The following is a 22,531-nucleotide window of genomic DNA, read 5'->3' as shown; positions in this document are numbered from 1 at the left end:
TTCTAAAGAAGCAAAATCGGCCTTTTCGTGACAGAAATCACGTATCATGTGGATAGCGACAAAAACTTATGAAAAGAGGTTGGGACTATGTTACTCACCGTCATTGCTTACGCCATGATTATTGTTTTCATGTACGTCATCATGACCAAGAAGCTCTCACCATTCACTTCTTTAGTGATGATCCCGCTGCTGTTTGCAATTATTGCGATGGTGGCAGGCGTGGCGAAGAAAGGGACGATCGGCGATTTTGTGTTGAAGGGTCTGACAACGACCGCTAACACAGGGATCATGCTCTTATTCGCTATTCTGTATTTTTCCATTATGCTCGACGCCGGTTTGTTCGATCCGATTACAGCCCGGATGATCAAGATCGCGAAAGGCGACCCGATGAAAGTGCTGATGGCAACCGCGATTGTTGCGATGGCAGTTTCACTTAACGGGGATGGCACCACAACGACTTTGATCTGCTGCTCAGCATTTATTCCGATTTATAAGAAGCTCAACATGAATATGATGAATCTCGGTGTTTTGATTATTTTGCAAAATACCATCATGAACCTGTTGCCTTGGGGCGGGCCAACTGCCCGGGCCATGGCCGTTTTGAAGGTTGATGCCGATATTTTGACGTATTTATTGCCAGGTATGATTCTGGCCTTGGCTTATGTTGTTTTCTACGTTGCGCCACACATGGGCCGCGCGGAACGGAAACGCTTGGGTGTTCGGGAATTAACCGATGAAGAAATCGATGAGATGACGTCAGTGGTTGATCCTGAAGTTTCCGAAATTCGCCGTCCGAATATGTTTGCTTTTAACGGCATTCTGACCATTGTGCTTATTGCCTGGTTGGTGGCAAGTTCCTTTATCAAGGCGATTGCGATGCCACCGCTGTTGCTCTTCTTGGTTGGTACCTGTATTGCATTGATGGCTAACTATCCTAAGTTAGGCGACCAAAGCAAGCGAATCGGTGCTAACGGCGGCGATGCCGTGCAAGTTGTTATTCTGGTCTTTGCTGCCGGGGTCTTCATGGGCTTATTCCAGGGAACCGGGATGGCCGAAGCACTTGCCAAGAGTTTCACCGCGATTATTCCAAGTTCCATGGCTGGGTTCTGGGGATTGGTTATTGCGCTGATTTCTGCACCAGGGACCTTCTTCTTGAGTAACGACGGCTTCTACTTCGGCGTTATGCCGGTGCTGGCAACTGCAGGACGCGCCTATGGCTTTACCAATATGCAGATGGCTTTAGCATCATTAATGGGACAAGCATTCCACTTGCTTTCACCGTTAGTTGCCTTCATTTACCTACTGCTCCGGCTCACCGGGTTGGACATGGGTAAGTGGCAACGCGAAGCCGGCAAATACGCATTAGGCGTTTTCGCCATCTTCGTGGTCACCGTTATGCTCTTCGGCCACGTACCATTCTATCTACCACAAAAGTAAGCACCAATTCAAAAAGATACCGAAAAGCCAATCGTGATTGGCTTTTCCCCGTATTATAAGGTTGATGAGAACCAGAAAATGCATGACGATAACGATTGGTTCGGCATTTAACAACGTTGGTTCAAGCTTACATTAACGCGTTTGCTGGTGCAGAAGCTTACCTGTAAGGGCTCCGTCGTAACACGTCAAAGGCCACTTACACCCGGCTTCTACCCGCACCGGCTCACGCTTACATTAACGCGTTCGCCGATGCAGAAGCCTGCATGTAAGGACCTTGGTCGCAATGGTCAAAGCCCGACCATCACGCCCAAGGCCGCTTACACTCCGGCTTCTACCCGCATCGGCTCACGCTTAGGGGGTGTAAAGATGTTTAAATGGTTGCATCGGCGTAAACAACCGCAAACGCCAATTGAATCGACGCCGGTTAAATCGGTGAATGCTGATGAAGCAGCTCAGGCGGATGAATGGGAAGAAGTACCCAATTATCTGGAAGTTGATCCGGCGAATGAACTGACTGCCAGCTTAATCGCTGCCGCGGTTACTGCGGACACGGCGCCTGATGCCAAACTTGTGCTTAAACATTTGTATGTTGAAAATCCCGAGGCCAAGCGGGTTGGCTTGATTGCCAGCGCGATTGCGGCGGGGGATGGTCATGGGCATTATGTGGTCAAGTCAATTAAGAAAAAGGTGGACTGAAAAAGATGTTGAGAAAATTCAAGATCACGATCGATGGTAAAACCTATCTGGTCGAAATGGAAGAAATCGGCGGTACGCCAGCAGCACCGGCCGCACCAGCAGCACCTGCTGCCCCAGCTGCGCCAAGTGCACCGGCACCAGCGGCACCAACGCCTGAACCAGCGCCGGCGCCTGCTGCATCGGCTGCCCCGAGTGGTGAGGGTGAGGTCGTAACGGCACCAATGCCTGGCACTGTCACTAAGATTCTGGTTAAAGCCGGTGATGCTGTCACCGAAAACCAACCACTGATGATTCTCGAAGCCATGAAAATGGAAAACGAAATTGTGGCACCTAAAGCTGGTACTGTTGGCGAGATCATTGCAACGCTCAATCAAAACGTGAACTCTGGTGACGGACTGATCAGCATTATTTAACAAATAAAGAGGAGGGAAGTGAAGGTATGGAAGCGCTCATTCACGGAATCACGACCATTACGCTAGGCCAAATTGCGATGATGCTGATCGGTGCGCTCTTGATGTATCTGGGTATTAAGAAAGAATACGAACCAACATTATTGGTTCCGATGGGACTGGGCGCCATTTTGGTGAACTTCCCCGGAACCGGTGTTTTAACCCAAGTTGTTGGCGGCACTAAGACGGAAGGGGTATTGGATGTCCTGTTCAAAGCCGGCATCAACACTGAACTTTTCCCATTACTGATTTTCATTGGGATCGGCGCCATGATCGACTTTGGTCCGTTGTTACAAAATCCATTTATGTTACTTTTCGGGGCGGCTGCCCAATTTGGTATTTTTGCTACTGTCTTCGTTGCTGTTTTCTTCGGCTTCAATATTAAAGAAGCAGCCTCAATCGGGATCATCGGGGCAGCAGATGGCCCAACATCCATTTTCGTTTCTAACCAACTGGCACCGAATTTACTTGGGGCCATTACGGTGGCGGCGTATTCGTACATGGCGTTGGTGCCGATCATTCAACCGATGGCAATCAAAGCAGTCACGACGAAGCATGAACGGCGCATTTGGATGACTTATCGCGCAGAAGGCGTTTCCAAGACAACCAAAATTCTGTTCCCGATTATCATCACTATCATCGCTGGTTTCATTGCTCCGATTTCCCTGCCATTAGTAGGGTTCCTGATGTTCGGTAACCTGCTTAGGGAATGTGGCGTGTTGGATCGATTGTCTAACACCGCGCAAAACGAACTGGTCAACATCGTCTCGATCCTGTTAGGGTTGACGATTTCGGTTAAATTACAAGCAGATCAGTTCCTGAATATTCAAACATTGATGATCATTGCGTTTGGGCTTTTCGCCTTCATCATGGATTCTGTCGGCGGCGTCCTTTTCGCAAAGCTATTGAACCTGTTCCGCAAAGAAAAGATTAACCCGATGATCGGCGCGGCCGGCATCTCGGCCTTTCCGATGTCTAGCCGGGTCATTCAGAAGATGGCGACCGATGAAGATCCGCAGAACTTTGTATTGATGTATGCCGTTGGAGCCAATGTTTCCGGTCAAATCGGTTCGGTTATTGCTGGCGGTCTCTTGCTGTCATTCTTCGGTGCTTAACATCAATGCACCTGTCAGTTGAGAAGTCTGAACACCCTTGGGAGGTTTTGCGTTATGAAATTTGATCCGACTGCTGTTGAACAGGCTGGTGAATTGATGCTGGTAGGTATGGGCGGCGTGTTTATTGTTTTGTTCATCATCTACCTCGTCGCCAAACTATTGTTGAAATTTGCGCCAGCCAAAAAAGCGGCAAAATAAAATGACAACGTTGAAGCGTATTTGGTTCGATTTGAACCCGCAGGCCGCTGAAGCCTGGCAGACGTTGCTGGTTGATGCAGGCTTGACTCCGGATCGCCAAGTCGATTATACAGTTGGCATTTTTGAAGGAGACGATTTGCTGGCGACGGGGTCATTGTCAGGCAATATTATCAAAGAAGTGGCAATTTCACCGACAGCTCAACATGAAAATCTGTTGGCGCAAATTATTCAGGCCTTGCTCGATCGACTGGACGATGAAGCCATCACGCATAGCTTTGTTTATACCAAGCCAAGCACGCTGAAATTTTTCCAGTCACTAGGATTTAAACAGTTGGCTGCTACCGAGTCAGTGGTTTTATTGGAACGGGGCTATCCTAACTTTGCCGACTATACCAAGCTGCTGGGAGAATCTCGCCAATCTGGCAAGCCTGTTGCGGCCATTGTGATGAATGCGAATCCGGTGACCCGCGGCCATGCCTATTTAATTGAACAAGCAGCAAAGAACAATGCAGTTGTTTACGTTTTTGTTTTGTCAGCTGAACGATCAATGTTTACGGCAACAGAGCGTCTGGCCTTGGTCAAAAAAGTGGCAGCACGTTGGCCGAACGTGGTGGTTTTGCCGACACAGGACTACATGGTCTCCAGTACCACGTTTCCAAGTTACTTTCTCAAGGATCGGGCAGATGCGGCGATTGCGACCGCGCAAGCCGGACTAGACGCGGCGCTTTTTAAACAGCGGATTGCCCCGATTCTTGGCATCACCCGGCGATACGTTGGTGAAGAACCGCTTTCGCCAGTCACGGCGATTTATAATCAGCAGTTGGCAGCGACTTTTGCCGATGATATCGAATTAATCGTGGTGCCGCGTTTGACGATTGGCGGCTCGGTTGTCAGTGCAACCCGCGTTCGTGCCGCGATCAAACAGCATGACTGGGCCACGGTAGAACAACTGGTTTATCCGGAGGTTTATACAGAAATAAAGGAGCGATCAACTCATGAAAATTAATCATCCCGCAACGGCTGGGACATTAGAGTCAAGCGATATTCAAATCACGCTGACGCCTGCCGACAGCGGTACCACGATCCAACTGCAGAGCAGTGTTGAAAAGCAGTTTGGCGAGCAAATCCGTGCCGTGATCGCAGCAACTTTGACAAAATTGGGTATCGAAGGGGTTGCGGTAGAAGCAAACGACAAAGGTGCTTTGGATTGTACCATCAAAGCACGGACCATTGCGGCAGCCTACCGTGCAGCGGATAACAAGACATTTGACTGGGAGGAGATCAACGCATGGATAAATTAAGAAGAACCATGATGTTTGTCCCAGGGGCTAACCCGGGAATGTTACGCGATGCCCCCATTTACGGTGCGGATGCCATCATGTTTGATCTTGAAGATGCCGTTTCATTAAAAGAAAAAGATACGGCTCGGATGTTGGTGTATTCAGCTTTGAAAACTTTTGACTATAGCAGTGTTGAAACGGTTGTCCGGGTCAATGCGCTTGATGCTGGCGGCGATCAGGATATCGAAGCGATGGTACTTGGCGGCATTAATGTGATTCGGTTGCCGAAGACGGAAACCGCGCAGGATATTCGCGATGTCGATGCCGTAATTACGGCGGTTGAAGAAAAATATGGCATTGAGGTCGGTACCACGCATATGATGGCTGCGATTGAATCCGCAGAAGGCGTTTTGAATGCTCGCGAAATTGCGCAGGCGTCGTCACGCATGATCGGTATTGCGCTTGGTGCGGAAGACTATTTAACCAGCCAGCACACGCACCGTTCTGCCGATGGGGCGGAATTGTCTTTTGCCCGTAACTATATTCTGCACGCAGCCAGAGAAGCGGGTATTTCTGCTATTGATACGGTTTACACGCAAGTCGACAACGAAGAAGGCTTGCGGCATGAAACCGAATTAATCAAGCAACTCGGCTTTGACGGCAAATCAGTTATCAATCCGCGGCAAATTCCAGTGATTAACAGTGTCTTTGCTCCGGCTTTGGCTGAAGTACAAAAAGCCCGCGAAATTGTCGCCGGTTTGAAAGAAGCCGAGGCTAAAGGTGCCGGCGTTGTTTCTGTCAATGGTCAGATGGTTGATAAACCGGTGGTCGAACGAGCCCAATATACGATTGCGCTCGCTAAGGCATCAGGAATGGAGGTAGACTGATGGTCAAGAATAAGCTTAATCGTGAGATCCCGGCACCGTACGCCGATCAATATGGGGTTTATGGTGGCGAGTTTGCCAATATTCAGCCTTACGATGAACATGCACGGCACATCAAGCCGGTGAAGCCCGATCATAGTAAATTGGTTGCTTCGATTCACGATGCCATTGTGGCCACTGGCTTAAAAGACGGCATGACTATTTCATTCCATCACCATTTTCGCGAAGGCGATTATGTGATGAACATGGTCATGGCCGAAATTGCCAAAATGGGGATCAAGAATCTCTCAATCGCACCAAGTTCAATTGCCAACGTGCACGAACCGCTCATTGACCACATTAAAAACGGCGTTGTCACCAACATCACCAGTTCTGGCTTGCGTGATAAAGTCGGTGCCGCGATTTCCAGTGGCATAATGGAAAATCCGGTTGTGATCCGGTCCCATGGCGGTCGGGCGCGGGCGATTGCGCGTGGCGATATTCACATTGACGTGGCTTTCCTCGGCGCACCAAGCAGTGATGAATACGGCAACATCAATGGCACTAAAGGAAAAGCAACTTGTGGTTCCTTAGGTTATGCCATGATTGATGCCAAATATGCCGATCAAGTCGTTGCTATTACCGATAGTCTGGTCCCTTACCCGAATACGCCGATCAGTATCCCGCAAACCGACGTTGATTATGTAGTTCAGGTTGATTCTATTGGTGACCCAACCGGCATTGCCAAAGGGGCGACCCGCTTCACCAAGAATCCTAAAGAATTAAAAATTGCGGAATATGCCGCAGAAGTGATTACCAAGTCGGCTTACTTTAAAAATGGCTTTTCCTTCCAAACCGGCACAGGCGGCTCATCACTTGCCGTTGCCCGGTTCTTGCGGGAAGCAATGCTGAAGCAAGACATCAAAGCAAGCTTTGCACTAGGTGGGATTACCAATTCCATGGTTGATCTCCTGAAAGAAGGACTCGTTGAAAAGATCATCGATGTCCAGGACTTTGACCATCCTTCAGCTGTCTCGCTTGGTGACAATGCCGATCATTACGAAATCGATGCCAATATGTATGCTTCGCCACTGAGCAAAGGTGCGGTGATTAACCAGCTTGATATCGCGATTTTATCAGCGCTGGAAATCGACACTGATTTCAATGTCAACGTCATTACCGGTTCTGACGGCATTATTCGCGGCGCATCAGGCGGTCACAGTGACACAAGTGCTGCCTGCAAAATGAGTATGGTCATCGCGCCGCTGGTTCGAGGACGGATTCCAACAATTGTCGAAAATGTCAACACCGTTGTGACGCCAGGTGCCAGCGTTGATGTCGTAGTCACCGAAGTCGGTGTGGCCATTAACCCAGACCGGCCAGACTTGATTGAAATGTTCAAGCAATTGAAAGTGCCACAATTTTCGATTGAAGCGCTTAAAGAAATGGCATACAAGATTACCGGTACGCCTGAACCGATTAAGTATGGTGACAAGGTCGTTGCGTTGATCGAATATCGGGATGGTACCTTGATCGATGTGGTCCACAATGTTTAAGCTGTCAGTTTTAGACGGTCCACAAGTTGATCTCGGGCAAATGCTCGCAGCTAAAGATGCCAGGATCGTCAAGGAACGTGAATGGTTGAACGCTCATCCCCAAACCGTTTTGTTGCATGTGACTTTGCGAATTCCAGGTCCGGTTAAGACTGGCCAGCGAGTGGTCGCAGTCTTTTCAGCGGCGATGCAAGCGTTAGAGGATCAACTGGGTGAAGCAGTGCAGGAAAGCCAAATCGAAACCTTGGCAACTGGCCCCGAAGCTTATTTAGCAGTTCGGCTGTCACCAATCACCTTGAAGCGACTGATGGTCGGCTTTGAGCAGCAACAGCGTTTTTGCGACCTACTGGATCTGGATGTGGTGACGTTAAAAGACGGGCAGCTCCACCAGATTTCGCGCGTTGATCTTGACTTGCCACCACGCGCTTGCTTGGTTTGCGGCGGGGATGCCAAGGTCTGTGCTCGATCACGGCGACACGGCCTGCCGGAAGTTCAAAAAGTGGTCGAAGCAATCATAAAGGAGGGGTGGACCACACATGGCTAAACAAAAAGTCCAATTTATGGAAACCGTGTTACGTGATGGCCAGCAGAGTCTGATCGCCACGCGGATGCCGTTAAGTGACATTCTGCCGATTTTGGGCAAAATGGATGCTGCCGGTTATCATTCGTTAGAAATGTGGGGTGGGGCCACTTTTGATGCCTGCCTCCGTTACTTGAACGAAGATCCGTGGGAACGTCTGCGCAAGATCCGTCAAGCTGTGAAGCATACCAAGCTACAGATGCTGCTGCGCGGCCAAAATTTACTTGGCTATAAAAATTACGCCGATGATGTTGTCACCGATTTTGTCACAAAGTCGGTTGAAAACGGTATTGATATTATTCGGATCTTTGACGCCTTAAATGACACGCGTAACTTGAAGACCGCGCTTGAAGCTACCAAGAATGCAGGTGGCCACGCACAACTGGCGATTAGTTATACAACCAGCGAGTTTCACACGGTTGATTACTTCATCAAGTTAGCCAAGGAAATGGCAGACATGGGTGCCGATTCGATTGCGATCAAAGACATGGCGGGCATTCTGACGCCCCAGAAAGCTTTTGATCTCGTGACCGGCATTAAGCAGGAGATCACCGTGCCGCTTGAAGTGCATACGCATGCAACCGCGGGCATGGCTGAAATGACGTATCTTGAATCGGTGCGTGCAGGGGCTGACATCATTGATACTGCCGTTTCCCCATTTGCCGGTGGTACCAGTCAGCCAGCGACTGAATCAATGTTGGTTGCTTTGCAGGATCTAGGTTATTTAACCGATGTCAAGCTGGACGTGGTGAGTGATATTGCCAGCTATTTTGCACCGATTCGTGATCGATTCCGCGATGCGGGGCAATTAAACCCGCGGGTCAAGGATGTTGAACCGAAGTCATTGATTTATCAAGTGCCAGGCGGGATGTTGTCTAACTTGCTTGCTCAGTTGAAAGATCAAGGTCAGGAAGCTTTATACGGGGACGTTTTAAAAGAGGTGCCTCGCGTCCGCGCTGACTTAGGGTATCCACCGCTGGTAACACCATTATCACAGATGGTCGGTACTCAGAGCCTGATGAATGTGATGAGCGGTGAGCGCTATAAGTTGATTCCAAAAGAAATCAAAGACTATGTACGCGGTTTATATGGCCGCCCGCCTGTACCGATTTCTCCGGAAATGACAAAGAAAATCATTGGTGATGCGTCGATCGTGACGACACGTCCGGCTGATTTAATCGAGCCGCAGATGCCGGGATTCCGTAAAGCAATCGCCAAATACGCTCATTCAGAAGAAGACGTTTTGAGCTATGCTTTGTTCCCTGACCAGGCGAAAGACTTTTTAGGTCGGCGCGAAGATCCATTTTATGATGTTCCGGTTCAAACAGTTGATTTGACGTTTGATCCTACCCATAACTGAGTTTCACGCCCGTTTCAGCCTGCAGAAGAATGGCTTTCTGTTGGAAGAAATTTGGGTCAAGCCGTTAACCGACTAGTTAACGGCTTTTTTTGGTATAATGGCCTCCAGGACGAGGGGGAACGAACGATGAATGAAGTGGTGCCAGCCGTTAAGAAAAATTTGGATCTTTCACAAAACCGGCCGATTAAAGAAGCGGTTTACGAAGCGTTGCGCAAAACCATTTTGTTGGGTGAAATACCCAGCGGTGAACGGATTAACGAGAAGAATCTATCCGAAAATCTCAACATTAGCCGCACGCCCATTCGTTATGCGCTTGAGCGTCTGGATGAAGAGGACCTAGTCGAACGCAAAACCGGTATCGGGGTTGTTGTGAAGGGTATTTCGATTAATGATGCTTACGAGATTTTTGATATTCGCAAGGAATTGGATGTTCTGGCGATACGTAAGGCGATGCGCCTGATGACGCCTGATCAATTTAAGCAGATGCGGGCGCTTTTGGAAGAAACGGATCGCCTAAACGATGCAGGACGAGTATCGGAAGTCATGGCAAAGTTTACCGAATTTAACAACTTTATTTATGATGCGAGTCACATGCTGCGGTTGAAAATGATTGTCAATCAGCTGCAGAATTATTTGATTTATTTTCGCGATATTAGTATTAATGGTGACGATCGCCGTAATTTGGCGATTCAGGAACATTGGTTGCTTTATCGCGGCATGTTAAATCGGGATGACGATCAGATCAAACTCATTACCCGGGAACATCTCGAACATTCATTGCAATATATTCTAAAAGTCATGAAGGCTAAACACATTGAATGAACAACGTATCGCTCAAGCAGCGGTGAACAGTTTACATGCGGAAGTGCTGCTTGCTCCCAAACCTGGTTTAGTCGATCCTGAGTCTAATGGGGCCCACCGGGATATGGATGTCACCACATTTGAGGCCAGCCTTGCCGCGTTGGCACCTTATTTCACACAATACCTGCACGCTGGTCTGGCAGCTCAAACAGTACCGCAACTTTATCAGGAGTTGCGGACGATTGGCATTGACGCGGAAAATGCCATGCTGACAGCAACGCACGGCGTCAATACGCATCGAGGTGCCAACTTCTCCTTTGGCTTTTTATTAGGGGCACTTGGTTGGTTGTTGCAGCAGAATTCCTTGCATGATTTGGTGGCGGTGGAATTTGCACCGCTTTTTCCGGCGGTGGCGCAAGTTGCACAAGGTGTCGCTGGTGATTTTCGCCATTTGGGTGACAAAGCGCAGCTAAGCCATGGCGAAGCCTTATATGTGAAACACGGCGTTACAGGAGTCCGTGGCGAGGCTTTGGCCGGTTATCCGACTATTCGTGAGCGCATACTGCCATATCTGCGACAGGCGACGATACGGGGCGATTTGCGTTATCTGCGCTTAATGGTGCATTTAATGGCGCAAGTTGAAGATGCCAATCTTTTGCATCGCGGCGGCCCGGCTGGCTTGCGTTTTGTGCAGGATGCAGCAAAGACATTACTGCATGTTTCCGATACGCGGTTGCCCAATGCCTTGCGCACCTTAAATGCCGAGATGATCACCCTGAATCTGAGCCCGGGTGGTACGGCCGATTATCTGAGTCTGGCATACTTTTTTGATGCGTTGACGCTCCTGGGAACCAAGCCAGCTTGACCAGATCATTCGGTTTCCAAAATAAGAAGCTAAAGCATGGCACTCGTGGTAATAGCGGGTGCCGTTTTTGATTCAAACCGGAAAAGGAATCAAATCGATATGCCGAATCATGCCGATACTGATGTTTTGACCGTCAATATTGACCACATCACTATCGCTTAATCCGGCTACTTTACCGGTGATTGGCGGCAACATTTGACCATTTGGTGTTTGCAAATCAAGCTGAAGGGTGACGGATTGGCCTTCAGCGTAAGCGCGCAGTAAAATCATACGAATATAAGGCTGCTCCTGTAAAGAAAGCGGCGGATAGGTGACGCTTTCGGCCTTTGCCTGTTTTTTTAACGCTGCGGTATGGTCGGAGAGATAATAGCCCTGCCACTTGCGCATGCCGCGGTCGATATACCGATTGGCAAAAAAATCGTCGACCAATGCCGCAAACTTTTGCTCGCCGATTTTATCTTCATACGTCATTCAAATCACCTCAGAACAATCTTACGAACATATGTTTGCTTTTGCAAGTCATTCGTGCTATTTTTACTAAGTTACAAAAAGATGACACGCCAAAGCCTTGTAAATATTAAGATTTGTTTGCTTTGACATCTTTTTGTAACATTAGGAATGATCTGCATGCTAGACTAAAAATGTTGAAATAAGCAAAATGCTGATCAGGTTTGAGTGGGAGTGGTTGACATGAAGAAATGGATGATGATAGCAGCAGCCTTGGTAACACTTGGCGGACTTTCCGGCGCCGCGTTTTATCAGCATCAAGTCAGTGCCAAAAGTGAGGTAAGAACGGCAGATGCCGAGACGACGTCAACAAAAGCATCGACACGTCAATCGCTGACAAGTCAGGCTAGTGTACAAGTAAGCACGCCAGCAAGTGAGAGTGAAACTAGTGTGACGACCTCGGCCAAAACGGATGTTACGACTACGACCGCCAGCACCGCAACCGATGCTGTCAATTCATCTAGCGCCACCGCGTCTTCAGCGACTAGTCAGCTCACGGTTAAAGCACCGTTTTATATTGGCACATGGCATAATGAGCACGTGACACTGACGATTACTGGCGACCAGATGACCATTACCCAAGCAGGCGTGAAAACAACTTCAGGTTACACAGCAACGCCAAAGGGGAACGGCATGATTTTGACGCCGACCGATGTTGCCGCAGATGCCATTTATTTGGTGCCGGTAAACGGCGGTCTTCAGTGGGTTGCACCGGGAGCGACCACCCCACTGATACTTCGGCCATAACGCTTAAACATAAAGACATAAAAAAATCGGCTCTAGCGTCTGTGTGACGTCGGAGCCGATTTTTTAATTTGGCAACTCGCCGATTTTACAAATAAAAACTTAATCTGTCGCCTTATTGAGCGTTTTATCTTCAACGCTGGTAAAGAGATGATCATCAAGGAAGCCCTTGGTTTCAGGTAATGCGAAACTGGTGTAGTCGCGTGCATGACCGGTACCTGGCACCACATGCAATGAAATGTCGCGGCCAAACATAGCTGCCTGTTGCACGAAATGTAAGGCACTTGGCAGAGGCATTAGCTCATCTGCGGAGTTAAAGAGCAACGTTGGCCCAAGTTGGTCGGTCAAATGATTCGTTGGATTGACTGCTGTTAACAGCCGCGGATCCAGGCCGCCTAAATATGTTTGAATAAAGTACTTATAAAAAGCATCGTGGATTTCATGAATCTCAGTGAGGCCAAATTCACTTTTGGCATCAACCGAAGCTTTCACCATTTGATTCTTCTGAACCCAATTGGCAAAGTCGACAACTGGCGACCACGCAACCACGGGATAGCCGGAAGATAGGCTGTTTTGCAAAACCATGGTACCGCCTGAACTGGCACCTAAGAGGCCCAGACGTTTGCGATCGAAGTCATAAGGGGAAGCAAGCAGCCAGTCGACGAAATGATCGAAATCGTTTTGCGCTGTCGGATACAAAGACTTCGGTGCTAGGCGAAAATTGGGAATCGCCACGAGATAACCGGCATTGGCAAAATATTCACCTAAATCATCTTCATTTTTCTTATCTCCACGAAACCAGCCGCCGCCGTGGGCATACACGATGGCCGCACCATTGGCATCCTCTGGCACATAAATATCAGCGGGTAAATTATGGGCCTCATCGTAAATCACATCTTTTTCTACTTGCATATTTGCCTGTTCCTCCTTATTCTTGTACATTAGTTATACTCTAACCGTAGTCCCAAAAGCCGTTTGAATGCAAACTTTCCAAAAAATTCGTTCGGCTTTAAGGCGCAGAAATGCTGGTCATGACGAAGGGAAAACCATGCGATATACATTTGATTCAAAAGCGACAGCCACCACCACGGTTAAACGTCTGTTGGCCAAGCAAGGCGTCAGCCATCGCTTATTCAAAAAGATGCTGAGTGATCGACTTCTGTGGGTGGATGGTCAGGCGGTCGGCAATATTGCGATTAACGCTGGGCAGGTCGTGCGCTTTGCGATTCCAACCAGCGAAACGGTCACGCCGGAAAAGGTGCCGCTTCATGTGCTATACGAAGATGACAACTGGCTAATCGTTGCCAAACCAGCCAACGTGACCAGTGTCCCCGGCCCGCATGCACCTAATCATAGCTTGCTAAATCGGATCGTATGGTATTTGCAGCAACAGGACATCACTGAACCGCAGCCAGCCATTATCACCCGACTGGATCGCGACACTGTTGGACTTGTCCTGGCAGCCAAGCATCCTTATGCGCAAGGCCGTTTTGATCAGGCACAACACGCAACGTTGGAGAAGCATTATGTAGCCGTTGTTAGCGGGCAGCTCAAGCAATCAGAAGGAAAAATTGACGCGCCAATCGGCTTGGGGGCGGATGGGATTCACCGAATCATTACCGATGTCGGCCAGCCGGCTCTAACCAGGTATAAGGTCCTGAAAATGGCGACCAACACCCTAGTTGATGTGCAACTGTTAACCGGCCGCACCCACCAGATTCGGGTCCATTTTGCCAGTCTCGGTCATCCGCTCATTGGTGATCGGCTTTATGGTCAGCCAAGTACTTTGATTGACCATCAGGCATTACAGGCCACGCGTTTAAGCTTTGTCGATCCATTTTCAAAAAAGCAAATTCATGCAGCGCTGCCCATTCCGTCTTTGTTTGAGACATTATTGAACGAAAAATGATGCTAGGTGTGCCATTTGGCGTTTAAAAAAAGTACCTCCTTGCCGACAATCTCGGTAAGAAGGTACTTTTTTGACGTTTGACGGCTTATAGCCTACTTAACTTCAGTAAAGACCACACGTTTGCGCAGCTTTGGTGAATACTTCTTGAGTTGCAGGCGATCAGGCGTGTTCCGCTTGTTCTTAGAAGTTAAATAGATACGTTCGCCGGTTTCATTGTTACCTAAGATGATGTTGTTCCGCATCTTTCAGCACCTCGCTTTTTCATGATTTAACCTGTCAAGCATACAGGATTGACAGGGCAAAATCAAGGCTGAACCGTAAAGGCGGCAAGCGGCGTCACGCCGTGGGTTTTGGCAATTTCAGCCACACCATCGGGATCAGCGGCCGTTAACCCAGGTAAATCAATAGCGTCACTTTCACCGGTATCGGCTTGCACAACCTGGAAAAGCGGTTCGGCCGGATAAACCAGCAGCTGAGTGGCCGTTTTGACATCCTGCGTGTCTTGGTGCAATAACGGTACGTTTTGCAATGAACTTAGCAATGCCTGGTTGGCTTCGAGAAAGTCGGTGAGCGTGTCCCAGCTGTCAAGAATCGCAATTGGCGGTTCCAGCGGCGTTAAATAAGCAGCAAACCGGCGCAAATCATCTTCCCATTTGCGAACGGAACTTTCGGCAAACGTGGTCTGATCCAATTGCTGAACCAAGAGCTGCGGAACCGACTCGGTCTTGACCGAATCCGGCATCGCCGTAATCCGCGCAGTCAGATCACTAATGCAGCGGTAAGCCTGTTTGACATCCGCCAAAAACTTTAAAATATCCGTACCGCCCGCATCTTCGTAAGCGGTTTGAAAGTCATTGCCAAGCATGCGGTTATTTGACATGGAAAAGTCCTCCTTCAAACATGGTGAGCGCGAGCCGGCGCCGTTAGAAGCTGGAGTGTAAGTGGCCTTGGGCGTGATGGCCCGGGTTTGGCCATTGCGACCAAGGTCCTTACACGCAGGTTTCTGGGCTGGCGAACGCGTTATGGTGAGCGCAAACCGTCCTGCCTAGAAACTAATGTGTCAGTGACCATTTAGGCTTCAAGGTCCTTACACGCAAGCTTCTGCGCCGGGGAGCGCGTTATGGTGAGCGCAAGCCGTCCAAGCTTTAGTGCCACCGAACGCGTTAAGGTGAGCGCAAACCGTCCCGAGCTTCTGTGCCACCGAGCAGTTACCAAGCACGCAAACAAAGCCCAGACAGTCTTGCTAAACACCCGGCAACAAACAGCGTTACGGGTGCGTTCTTAGCGTTACCATGTTTCAATAATGCGGCAGTCAATACAACCGGCCTTAAGCAATCACTAAAACCATGATGCCTTGAGGCCGGTGCCTGTGCGCTACCTTTATCATAAGCCAAACATGCGGTAACAGCACGCTTTTCTACTGATTTTGCTTGTGTCGAGCGACCGTCCAGCGCCAAATACCCAGAATAATGATGACCAAGCCTGTTGCGATGCCGGCGATAATCCAAGGAAGGGCTAAACTATTTGCGACGCAGCAGGAGTTTTTGGCTGGGAGGTGATGGCGTTGGTCGGCAGGTGGCCGTTGTACCGAAAGCTAACCTGCTTGGTCCAAGTATACGAACCGGATTTTGCTGTCCACTTTAAGGTATAAGATCCAGCCTGCAATTGCTTGCCATTTAGTGGAATGCTTTGCGTGAAGTGGGAATGCGGCGCAACCGCCAAGTCGGCAAAATGTCCGGTCAATACCGCCTTGTTCCCTCCTGTTGGGAATAACTTATAATCAGTGGCGATTTCGCCAAACTGATTGCTTGAAGGATTATGAATATTGGCGTTCACCACCGGATAATGGTTGGCAGTTCCAATACTGGCTTTTGTGAGTTCCAACATCGGCGGATTAGGGGTTTTCAAATCCTGTCGTAAAATGAGTGGGATACCGATTGCAAATTGGTCCGTGAACCGGACGCCACTAGTTGATGACGTCGCCGCTGTACCGCCTTTTTGCAAAATATAAAAGCCACCAGAAATAATGCCAATAAAATGCGTGGATGGGGACTGCAAGTGGTAGGTGACCACCTGATTGCTTCCCGCGGCAATCGTAGCCGAGGCAGGTCCCTTAATGAGCGTATTCAGGCGAATGGCATTTTGATCCAACGATGGCCGGCTCTGATCGAAGGCGATCATGCCACTATTGGTGGTGTAAGCAGGGTTTGCAGCGAGCGTATACGTTTGGGTTTCATCAGTTTGATTGGCGATCCGCAGCTGTAAATCTTCTTGCTGGCCAGGTTGAATCTACAAGTCAAAATAGCCAGTAACTGTCTGACGTTGATTAGCCGGTAAGATCGGGGTGACGGTGAATTTTGGCGCAACTGCGGCGTTGACGACGCGGAGTGGCCAGATAAAAACCATGAATAAAAAAAGTAACAAAATGTTACGTACAAGCTTTTTCATGTGTCCTCACCTTTTGTCTGTGATATGTAGGTGGCAACAGGTGCCACCGAGTGCGATCACATTTATCGCTGCCTGTCAGACGCGGATGAGGTTTGCTAGTCAATCGGACGTCGCCCTGTCTGATTGTTATATCGATTTATTTCGGATAACAACTTTATTTTACCGATAAGGGCCGTTTAACCATCATAAAATGCTTGTGCATAGTTGCGTGGGGACATGGGTTGCAGCGGGCTGGACTTGTCTTCGCGTCATGAATACTCGATAATATGAAAAGATAAATAGTTACCGCTGAAGAAAATGCGGGCTTCAATTCAAATGAATGGGACGTTCATCTCACTAAATGGAAAAATTTTTCCACAAAACGAGACAGCGTCGGAGGGAGGGGCAATGTTACAGGGACCACGGGTGGCAGTTCGCCCTTTTGTGTTGGCAGACACGGATGATTACTTTGCCTATGCAAGACAAAAAGAGGTGACCATGGCCGCAGGAATGACACCCTTGCTGACGCGCGAGGCGGCGGCCAATCACGTTCAACGCTTCGCCCGCGAGCAGCAGGATCTGGCGTTGGTTTACCAAATGCATGTGATTGGCAACATTGGGGTCTATCCTCGCGCCTTATCGCCGGAAACTGGTGATGACATGACGCGTGAGATCGGGTATATTCTTAATCCGGATTTTTGGCATCAAGGACTTATGCGCGAGGGCCTGCAGCTTGTGATCGCTGACCAATTCGCTCATGGCATCAGGGCCATTTGGGCAGGCGTTTTCCCCGACAATCAGGCTTCTATTCATTTATTAAAAAGATTAGGTTTTGTTTTTCAGTTTGAGGTGCCATTGCCACGAGGGCTAACCGAGCACCAGCCGCGCGATGAACAGTACTTTCGACTTTTGCCGAAACAGTTTGAAAAATGAGGATTTTCTTTAATCATTTTTTGAAAGCCGGGTGAATTCAACGCGGTTTTTTTCTTTTGTATAGGCATCGGATTGAAAAATGCTATAATGAAAAACGAGTAATAGTCTGGAGGTTTCAAAATGACTGTGCAAACAGAGTACCAGCAGGCCTATAAGAAGCGGCTTGCAGCAATCGAAGCCGATCCGCAGTTCACCGTGTTGTCAAGCATGAATCAACCGCAGGATCCGGCCCAAAAGAAAGTGAGCCAATATATTGTGTTCACTGACTTTAAATCCGACGAACAAAAGCAAAAAACGAACTCGATTTACGTCTACACACCATTTGAAAATGTTGACAAGTATGGCCATTCAAAAGCGGATTATCAAGCACAGCTCTTGTTTGAAACCAATCGCTGGGATAATGTGATGCACATCACCGTCCTGGAGACACTGGGTTCTGAAAGTCGGCTGGCTTTTTACGACTTTGAGAATCTGGGCCTGGCACAGCTGGCGTTAAAAGCATTTCTTAACCTAGCAATGAAAGCCGATATTGGTTTGGTTGACGGCACGATCAGCTCGTTTGATAAAGTCAACTTAGCCAAGTTACGCCACATTTTCACGAAATTCGGTTTTAATATGAAAATGACAGATCCCAAGACTGGCATCGGCAAAATCAGCCGTTCCATGCAGTCTTGAGTAGGCAATTTGGTGGTATTTAATAAGCATGATGCATCGTCTGAAAAGGACGGTGCATTTTTTGTGAACGCGTTTTAAAAAATAAAGTCCAACCTCTTAACAGCCCTGAAAAAGCACGATCTTAAACAGGCAAATGGTCTGAAGCCCTTCCACACAGAACACCTTATCCCCGTTGCACTTTGTGAGCAGTTTTTAAGCAAAGTTTACGCCATTTCGTTTAAAATCAAGATGATGCTAAAAAAAATCAGCTAAGTGACTCCCAACCGACTCGGTCAATTTTAAAATTGATACAGATTAATGAAAAATATGCAACAGAACATTTCTGTTTAGTCAGTGTTTTTCAAAAAAACTAGGCTTGAAACGGAACACAAAAAGCGTATTATGAAACACATCAATAATTTAGGAAGTGGCGAAATGGCAGAAGAGAAGCGCTATGGCGCAGATTTAATTGTCGAAAGTCTGGCAAATCACGGAATTGATTATGTTTTTGGCATCCCCGGCGCCAAAATCGATCGGGTTTTTGAGACCTTAGAACATCCCAAATCAGAAAAGAGTCCGCAATTAATCGTGGCACGGCATGAACAGAATGCTGCGTTCATGGCTGCCGGGATCGGGCGTTTGACTGGCAAACCCGGCGTTGTCCTGACAACCTCGGGACCCGGTGCTTCAAATCTGGCAACCGGCTTGGTGACCGCAACCGCTGAAGGTGATCCGGTTTTGGCTTTGTCTGGTCAGGTTAAGCGGGCAGATTTATTGCGCAGTTCCCATCAAAGCATGCGCAATGCCGATCTTTTTGCGCCGATCACCAAATATGCCGCTGAAGTGCAGGATCCGGATAATGTCAGTGAAATCATTGCCAATGCTTATCAAGCCGCGGAATCCGGCAAGCAAGGGGCAAGTTTCGTGTCGATTCCGCAAGATGTCACCGATTCCCCAGTGAATTCGGAACCGATTAAGCCGCTGGTGGCGCCGAAGTTAGGGCCGGCGAGTCCTAGTGATATGACGTATTTGGCTCATGCCATTAAAGAGGCGTCGCTGCCGGTCTTGCTGTTAGGGATGCGCGCGTCTTCTAGCGATGTGACGGCAGAAATTCGCGAGTTGCTGTCAGTTACCGAGTTGCCGGTGGTTGAAACCTTCCAAGGTGCGGGCATCATCTCTCACCGCCAAATCGACAATTTCTTTGGCCGGGTTGGTTTGTTCCGCAATCAACCGGGGGATATGTTATTGCAACACAGCGATCTTGTCATTGCGATTGGCTATGATCCGGTCGAATACGAACCACGTAACTGGAATGCGGATGGCAAGTCGCGCATCATCGTGATTGATGATGTGCCAGCCGAAATCGATCACAACTTCCAGCCGGAAACCGAGCTGATCGGTGATATTTCTCAGACGCTGGATATTTTGGTACCGTTACTGCGAGGCTATCAGGTGGCGCCTGAAAGCAAGAAATACCTCACGGAACTGCAAGGAAAACTGCAGGAAAGCGATGTTCCGCCAGCTCTCGCAGATCAAAAAGTCTTACACCCGCTCAGTATCGTAGCAGCTTTACAAAAACGCGTGACTGACGATATGACAGTTGCTGTTGATGTCGGCAGTCACTATATCTGGATGGCTCGTCATTTTCGGAGTTACGAACCGCGGCACTTGCTATTTTCCAATGGGATGCAGACGCTAGGCGTTGCCTTGCCTTGGGCGATTGCGGCGACTTTGGTCCGTCCGGGCAAAAAAGCAGTTTCAGTATCAGGTGATGGCGGTTTTCTTTTCTCTGGCCAAGAGCTAGAAACAGCAGTCCGTTTGAAGGCTGATTTGGTTCACATTATTTGGAACGATGGCCATTATGATATGGTAAAATTCCAAGAAGAGATGAAATATGGTCGGGCAGCTGGCGTTGATTTTGGCCCGGTCGACTTCGTCAAATATGCGGAGGCTTTTGGTGCCAAAGGTCTGCGTGTCAATCAACCGAGTGAACTTGGCAAAGTGTTAGATGAAGCCTTTGCGACGAAAGGACCGGTGCTGGTTGATATTCCGGTTGATTATTCCGACAATGCGGAACTCGGCGCGGCCATGCTCCCTGATCAGATTTATTAATCGTTAGTGGCAGGTTGACTCAAGGCGGTTGCAGGCTCGAAACCTGTGTAAAAGGAGGTTGTTATTTTTTGAAAACGGATCGATTGTATCAACATGGGACACTGGCAATGCTAGTACCTGGTTTGTTTGCCGGGACACAGACGATCGAAGCTTTGTTGCAACACGGTGACACCGGCATTGGCACGTTGACCGGCCTTGATGGCGAGTTGATTATTCAAGCCGGAAAAGTTTATCAGGTGAATGCACAGGGTACCGTTCGTGAAGTTGCAGCGAATGAGAAAGTGCCGTTTGCGAATGTTCATTATCAAGCCGATGTTTCGGCCGGAAAGCTTCAAGGGTTGGATCTGACCGGGTTTCAGAAAGCGGTCCTTGACCGGTTACAAACGAGCAATCTTTTTGCAGCAGTTCGGGTCGAAGGGACCTTTACGCAAATGCACACGCGCGCTGTGTTGCCGCAGCAACCTCCTTATCCGACGTTGACAGAAACGGCTTCAGGTCAAAAAGAATTTCATGCCGATAACGTCAAAGGAACGTTGATCGGTTACTTTTCACCGGATCTTTATGCCGGTGCAGTATCGCCGGGTTTCCATTTGCACTTTTTAGCGACTGATCATCACATGGGTGGGCACATTCTTGGCTTTGAGCTCGACAGTGGCGAATTATTTTTGCAAAAGTTTAGTGACTTTCAGTTACACTTGCCGACAGATGACGAACCGTTCTTAAAGCAGCATTTTGACACGGCTAGTTTAGTCGATGACATCCGCAAAGCTGAAAATTGAGTTAAAACCGGGTGAGAACCGGTTGCCGTCAGATACAAGACATGATAACGTGAACCATAATCAAGATTAGAGGTCGCACCGATCATCAGTCGCAACTGCAATGGCCTGAACGCCAGATGCACAGTTGTTAAAGGGAAAGGTGCCGAAATGCCGGCTTAGTTCAGTAAGGCGGTGTTGGGCCAGTGGATAACATCTGCTGGACTGTCGCGGCTATCGCGGGGCGCTAACAAATCGGATCACGTTTATTCATGACGAAAAGCAGAATAAGCCGATGGTTTAGTTACTGACACCCATCGGTTTTTTTATTGCTTAAACGCGCTGTAACCGTAACAGCCTAACGTTTAACATCTCAACCCATTCAGCAAAGGAGTACATTTGTGGCACAGTTAGCAACGAATCAGGTCAAACGAGAACTCAAAACCCGGCATCTTTCAATGATTGCCCTCGGCGGCAGTATTGGCACCGGACTTTTTGTCGCAAGCGGCAGCGCGATTGCAACTGCCGGACCGGGCGGCGCAATCGCAGCTTATATTGGTATCGGGTTAATGGTGTTCTTTCTGATGACCAGTTTGGGCGAAATGGCCACCTATGTACCGGTATCCGGGTCTTTTTCAGAGTACGCCAGCCGGTTTGTTGATCCGGCGTTTGGCTTTGCTTTAGGCTGGAACTATTGGTTCAATTGGGCGATCACCGTTGCCGTTGATGTTTCAACAACGGCCATTGTGATGCACTTCTGGTTGCCGGATGTGCCGGGCTGGCTGTTTTCGCTGGGCTTTTTGGCACTTATTTTTACGATTAACATTATTTCGGTCAAATCATTTGGCGAAACCGAATATTGGCTTTCATTAATCAAAGTGATCACGGTCTTGGTCTTCCTGGTCGTGGGCTTGCTGACCATTCTGGGGATCATGGGCGGACACGGTCCCATCGGCTTTAAAAATTATACGACCGGGGCGGCACCGTTTGTTGGTGGTTTGCCTGCAACGTTAGCGGTTTTCGTAGTTGCTGGTTTTTCTTTTCAAGGCACCGAATTAATCGGGATTACGGCGGGTGAAAGTGCCACGCCCGAAACCAGCATTCCCAAGGCAATTAAGCAGGTGTTTTGGCGGATCTTGCTGTTTTATATTCTGTCCATTGCCGTTATTGCCGCCATCATTCCTTATACCAGTCCGAATTTGTTAGGCGCTAGCGTTGATCAGGTGGCGATTTCGCCGTTTACGCTGGTTTTTGATCGAATTGGGCTCGCTGGGGCAGCCAGTGTGATGAACG

Annotated in this window: 24 protein-coding genes, 1 pseudogene and 1 riboswitch; of the genes and pseudogenes, 20 read left to right on the top strand and 5 right to left on the bottom strand. The window is 48.7% G+C overall.

Annotated features, from left to right (window positions below; translation table 11 throughout):
* Positions 1-87 precede the first annotated feature (87 nt).
* From GSO_RS09110 to citG, 13 genes are all read left to right on the top strand, one after another.
* Positions 88-1,437, top strand: a complete 1,350-nt coding sequence (locus GSO_RS09110) for a CitMHS family transporter (RefSeq protein WP_010491356.1) — start codon at positions 88-90, stop codon at positions 1,435-1,437.
* A gap of 366 nt (positions 1,438-1,803) precedes the next feature.
* Positions 1,804-2,133, top strand: coding sequence for a hypothetical protein (locus GSO_RS09105; RefSeq protein WP_010491354.1), 330 nt, complete (start codon positions 1,804-1,806; stop codon positions 2,131-2,133).
* A gap of 5 nt (positions 2,134-2,138) precedes the next feature.
* Positions 2,139-2,546: an acetyl-CoA carboxylase biotin carboxyl carrier protein subunit gene (locus tag GSO_RS09100; protein ID WP_010491352.1), complete on the top strand. Its 408-nt coding sequence runs from the start codon at positions 2,139-2,141 to the stop codon at positions 2,544-2,546.
* A gap of 26 nt (positions 2,547-2,572) precedes the next feature.
* On the top strand, positions 2,573-3,697 hold the full coding sequence (locus tag GSO_RS09095; RefSeq protein ID WP_010491351.1) for a sodium ion-translocating decarboxylase subunit beta: 1,125 nt from the start codon (positions 2,573-2,575) through the stop codon (positions 3,695-3,697).
* A gap of 54 nt (positions 3,698-3,751) precedes the next feature.
* A complete protein-coding gene (locus tag GSO_RS15835; RefSeq protein WP_010491350.1) occupies positions 3,752-3,895 on the top strand; it encodes an OadG family protein in 144 nt (47 codons plus the stop codon).
* Between the two features lies 1 nt (position 3,896).
* Positions 3,897-4,901 carry a [citrate (pro-3S)-lyase] ligase gene (gene citC / locus GSO_RS09085; RefSeq protein ID WP_010491349.1) on the top strand — a complete coding sequence of 335 codons (1,005 nt, stop codon included), beginning with the start codon at positions 3,897-3,899 and terminating at the stop codon, positions 4,899-4,901.
* The gene (gene citD / locus GSO_RS09080; protein ID WP_010491348.1) at positions 4,891-5,196 is read left to right on the top strand and encodes a citrate lyase acyl carrier protein; all 306 of its coding nucleotides are present in this window, start codon (positions 4,891-4,893) and stop codon (positions 5,194-5,196) included. The genes citC and citD overlap by 11 nt, the downstream gene beginning before the upstream one ends.
* Positions 5,184-6,062, top strand: coding sequence for an aldolase/citrate lyase family protein (locus GSO_RS09075; protein WP_010491347.1), 879 nt, complete (start codon positions 5,184-5,186; stop codon positions 6,060-6,062). Before citD ends, GSO_RS09075 begins: the two co-directional genes overlap by 13 nt.
* A complete protein-coding gene (gene citF, locus GSO_RS09070; protein WP_010491346.1) occupies positions 6,062-7,594 on the top strand; it encodes a citrate lyase subunit alpha in 1,533 nt (510 codons plus the stop codon). The genes GSO_RS09075 and citF overlap by 1 nt, the downstream gene beginning before the upstream one ends.
* Positions 7,587-8,135: a citrate lyase holo-[acyl-carrier protein] synthase gene (citX, locus tag GSO_RS09065; protein ID WP_010491345.1), complete on the top strand. Its 549-nt coding sequence runs from the start codon at positions 7,587-7,589 to the stop codon at positions 8,133-8,135. The genes citF and citX overlap by 8 nt, the downstream gene beginning before the upstream one ends.
* Positions 8,128-9,531, top strand: a complete 1,404-nt coding sequence (locus tag GSO_RS09060; protein WP_010491344.1) for an oxaloacetate decarboxylase subunit alpha — start codon at positions 8,128-8,130, stop codon at positions 9,529-9,531. Before citX ends, GSO_RS09060 begins: the two co-directional genes overlap by 8 nt.
* A 126-nt stretch (positions 9,532-9,657) precedes the next feature.
* On the top strand, positions 9,658-10,353 hold the full coding sequence (locus tag GSO_RS09055; RefSeq protein WP_010491343.1) for a GntR family transcriptional regulator: 696 nt from the start codon (positions 9,658-9,660) through the stop codon (positions 10,351-10,353).
* Positions 10,346-11,197, top strand: a complete 852-nt coding sequence (citG, locus tag GSO_RS09050) for a triphosphoribosyl-dephospho-CoA synthase CitG (protein ID WP_010491342.1) — start codon at positions 10,346-10,348, stop codon at positions 11,195-11,197. Before GSO_RS09055 ends, citG begins: the two co-directional genes overlap by 8 nt.
* 72 nt (positions 11,198-11,269) lie before the next feature.
* Here citG and GSO_RS09045 read toward each other — a convergent pair whose 3' ends face one another.
* Entirely contained in the window at positions 11,270-11,668 is a 399-nt protein-coding gene (locus GSO_RS09045; protein WP_010491341.1) for a hypothetical protein, read from the bottom strand.
* A 219-nt stretch (positions 11,669-11,887) separates the two neighbouring features.
* Between GSO_RS09045 and GSO_RS09040 the strand changes: the two genes are divergently transcribed.
* On the top strand, positions 11,888-12,451 hold the full coding sequence (locus GSO_RS09040) for a hypothetical protein (RefSeq protein WP_010491340.1): 564 nt from the start codon (positions 11,888-11,890) through the stop codon (positions 12,449-12,451).
* A gap of 99 nt (positions 12,452-12,550) precedes the next feature.
* Here GSO_RS09040 and GSO_RS09035 read toward each other — a convergent pair whose 3' ends face one another.
* The gene (locus GSO_RS09035; protein ID WP_010491339.1) at positions 12,551-13,360 is read right to left on the bottom strand and encodes an alpha/beta hydrolase; all 810 of its coding nucleotides are present in this window, start codon (positions 13,358-13,360) and stop codon (positions 12,551-12,553) included.
* A 136-nt stretch (positions 13,361-13,496) separates the two neighbouring features.
* On the opposite strand from GSO_RS09035, the gene GSO_RS09030 reads away from it, so the two are divergent.
* Entirely contained in the window at positions 13,497-14,357 is an 861-nt protein-coding gene (locus GSO_RS09030) for an RluA family pseudouridine synthase (RefSeq protein ID WP_010491338.1), read from the top strand.
* Positions 14,358-14,449: 92 nt separating this feature from the next.
* On the opposite strand, the gene rpmG is transcribed toward GSO_RS09030, so the two are convergent.
* The 3 genes and pseudogenes from rpmG to GSO_RS15830 form a co-directional block, all read right to left on the bottom strand.
* Positions 14,450-14,599 (bottom strand): 50S ribosomal protein L33, encoded by a 150-nt coding sequence (gene rpmG, locus GSO_RS09025; RefSeq protein ID WP_003566154.1) that lies wholly within the window; start codon positions 14,597-14,599, stop codon positions 14,450-14,452.
* 62 nt (positions 14,600-14,661) lie between these two features.
* The gene (locus tag GSO_RS09020; protein ID WP_010491336.1) at positions 14,662-15,237 is read right to left on the bottom strand and encodes a hypothetical protein; all 576 of its coding nucleotides are present in this window, start codon (positions 15,235-15,237) and stop codon (positions 14,662-14,664) included.
* 537 nt (positions 15,238-15,774) lie between these two features.
* Positions 15,775-16,805 (bottom strand): annotated as a pseudogene (locus GSO_RS15830) (WxLIP family cell surface protein).
* Between the two features lie 387 nt (positions 16,806-17,192).
* On the opposite strand from GSO_RS15830, the gene GSO_RS09005 reads away from it, so the two are divergent.
* From GSO_RS09005 to GSO_RS08985, 5 genes are all read left to right on the top strand, one after another.
* Positions 17,193-17,717, top strand: a complete 525-nt coding sequence (locus GSO_RS09005; protein ID WP_010491334.1) for a GNAT family N-acetyltransferase — start codon at positions 17,193-17,195, stop codon at positions 17,715-17,717.
* A 120-nt stretch (positions 17,718-17,837) separates the two neighbouring features.
* Positions 17,838-18,392, top strand: a complete 555-nt coding sequence (locus GSO_RS09000) for a hypothetical protein (protein WP_010491332.1) — start codon at positions 17,838-17,840, stop codon at positions 18,390-18,392.
* A 414-nt stretch (positions 18,393-18,806) separates the two neighbouring features.
* Positions 18,807-20,483 carry an acetolactate synthase AlsS gene (alsS, locus tag GSO_RS08995; protein ID WP_010491330.1) on the top strand — a complete coding sequence of 559 codons (1,677 nt, stop codon included), beginning with the start codon at positions 18,807-18,809 and terminating at the stop codon, positions 20,481-20,483.
* 68 nt (positions 20,484-20,551) lie between these two features.
* A complete protein-coding gene (gene budA / locus GSO_RS08990; protein ID WP_010491328.1) occupies positions 20,552-21,262 on the top strand; it encodes an acetolactate decarboxylase in 711 nt (236 codons plus the stop codon).
* A gap of 59 nt (positions 21,263-21,321) precedes the next feature.
* Positions 21,322-21,496, top strand: a riboswitch (Lysine riboswitch).
* Between the two features lie 143 nt (positions 21,497-21,639).
* Positions 21,640-22,531 (top strand): amino acid permease (locus GSO_RS08985; RefSeq protein WP_010491326.1); only part of this gene is annotated, 892 nt, incomplete at its 3' end.

This window comes from Lacticaseibacillus zeae DSM 20178 = KCTC 3804, assembly GCF_000260435.1.
GTDB classification, from domain to species: Bacteria; Bacillota; Bacilli; order Lactobacillales; family Lactobacillaceae; genus Lacticaseibacillus; species Lacticaseibacillus zeae.
Note: the sequence above shows the minus strand (reverse complement) of the source record. Positions and strands in the feature narration are given on the sequence as shown.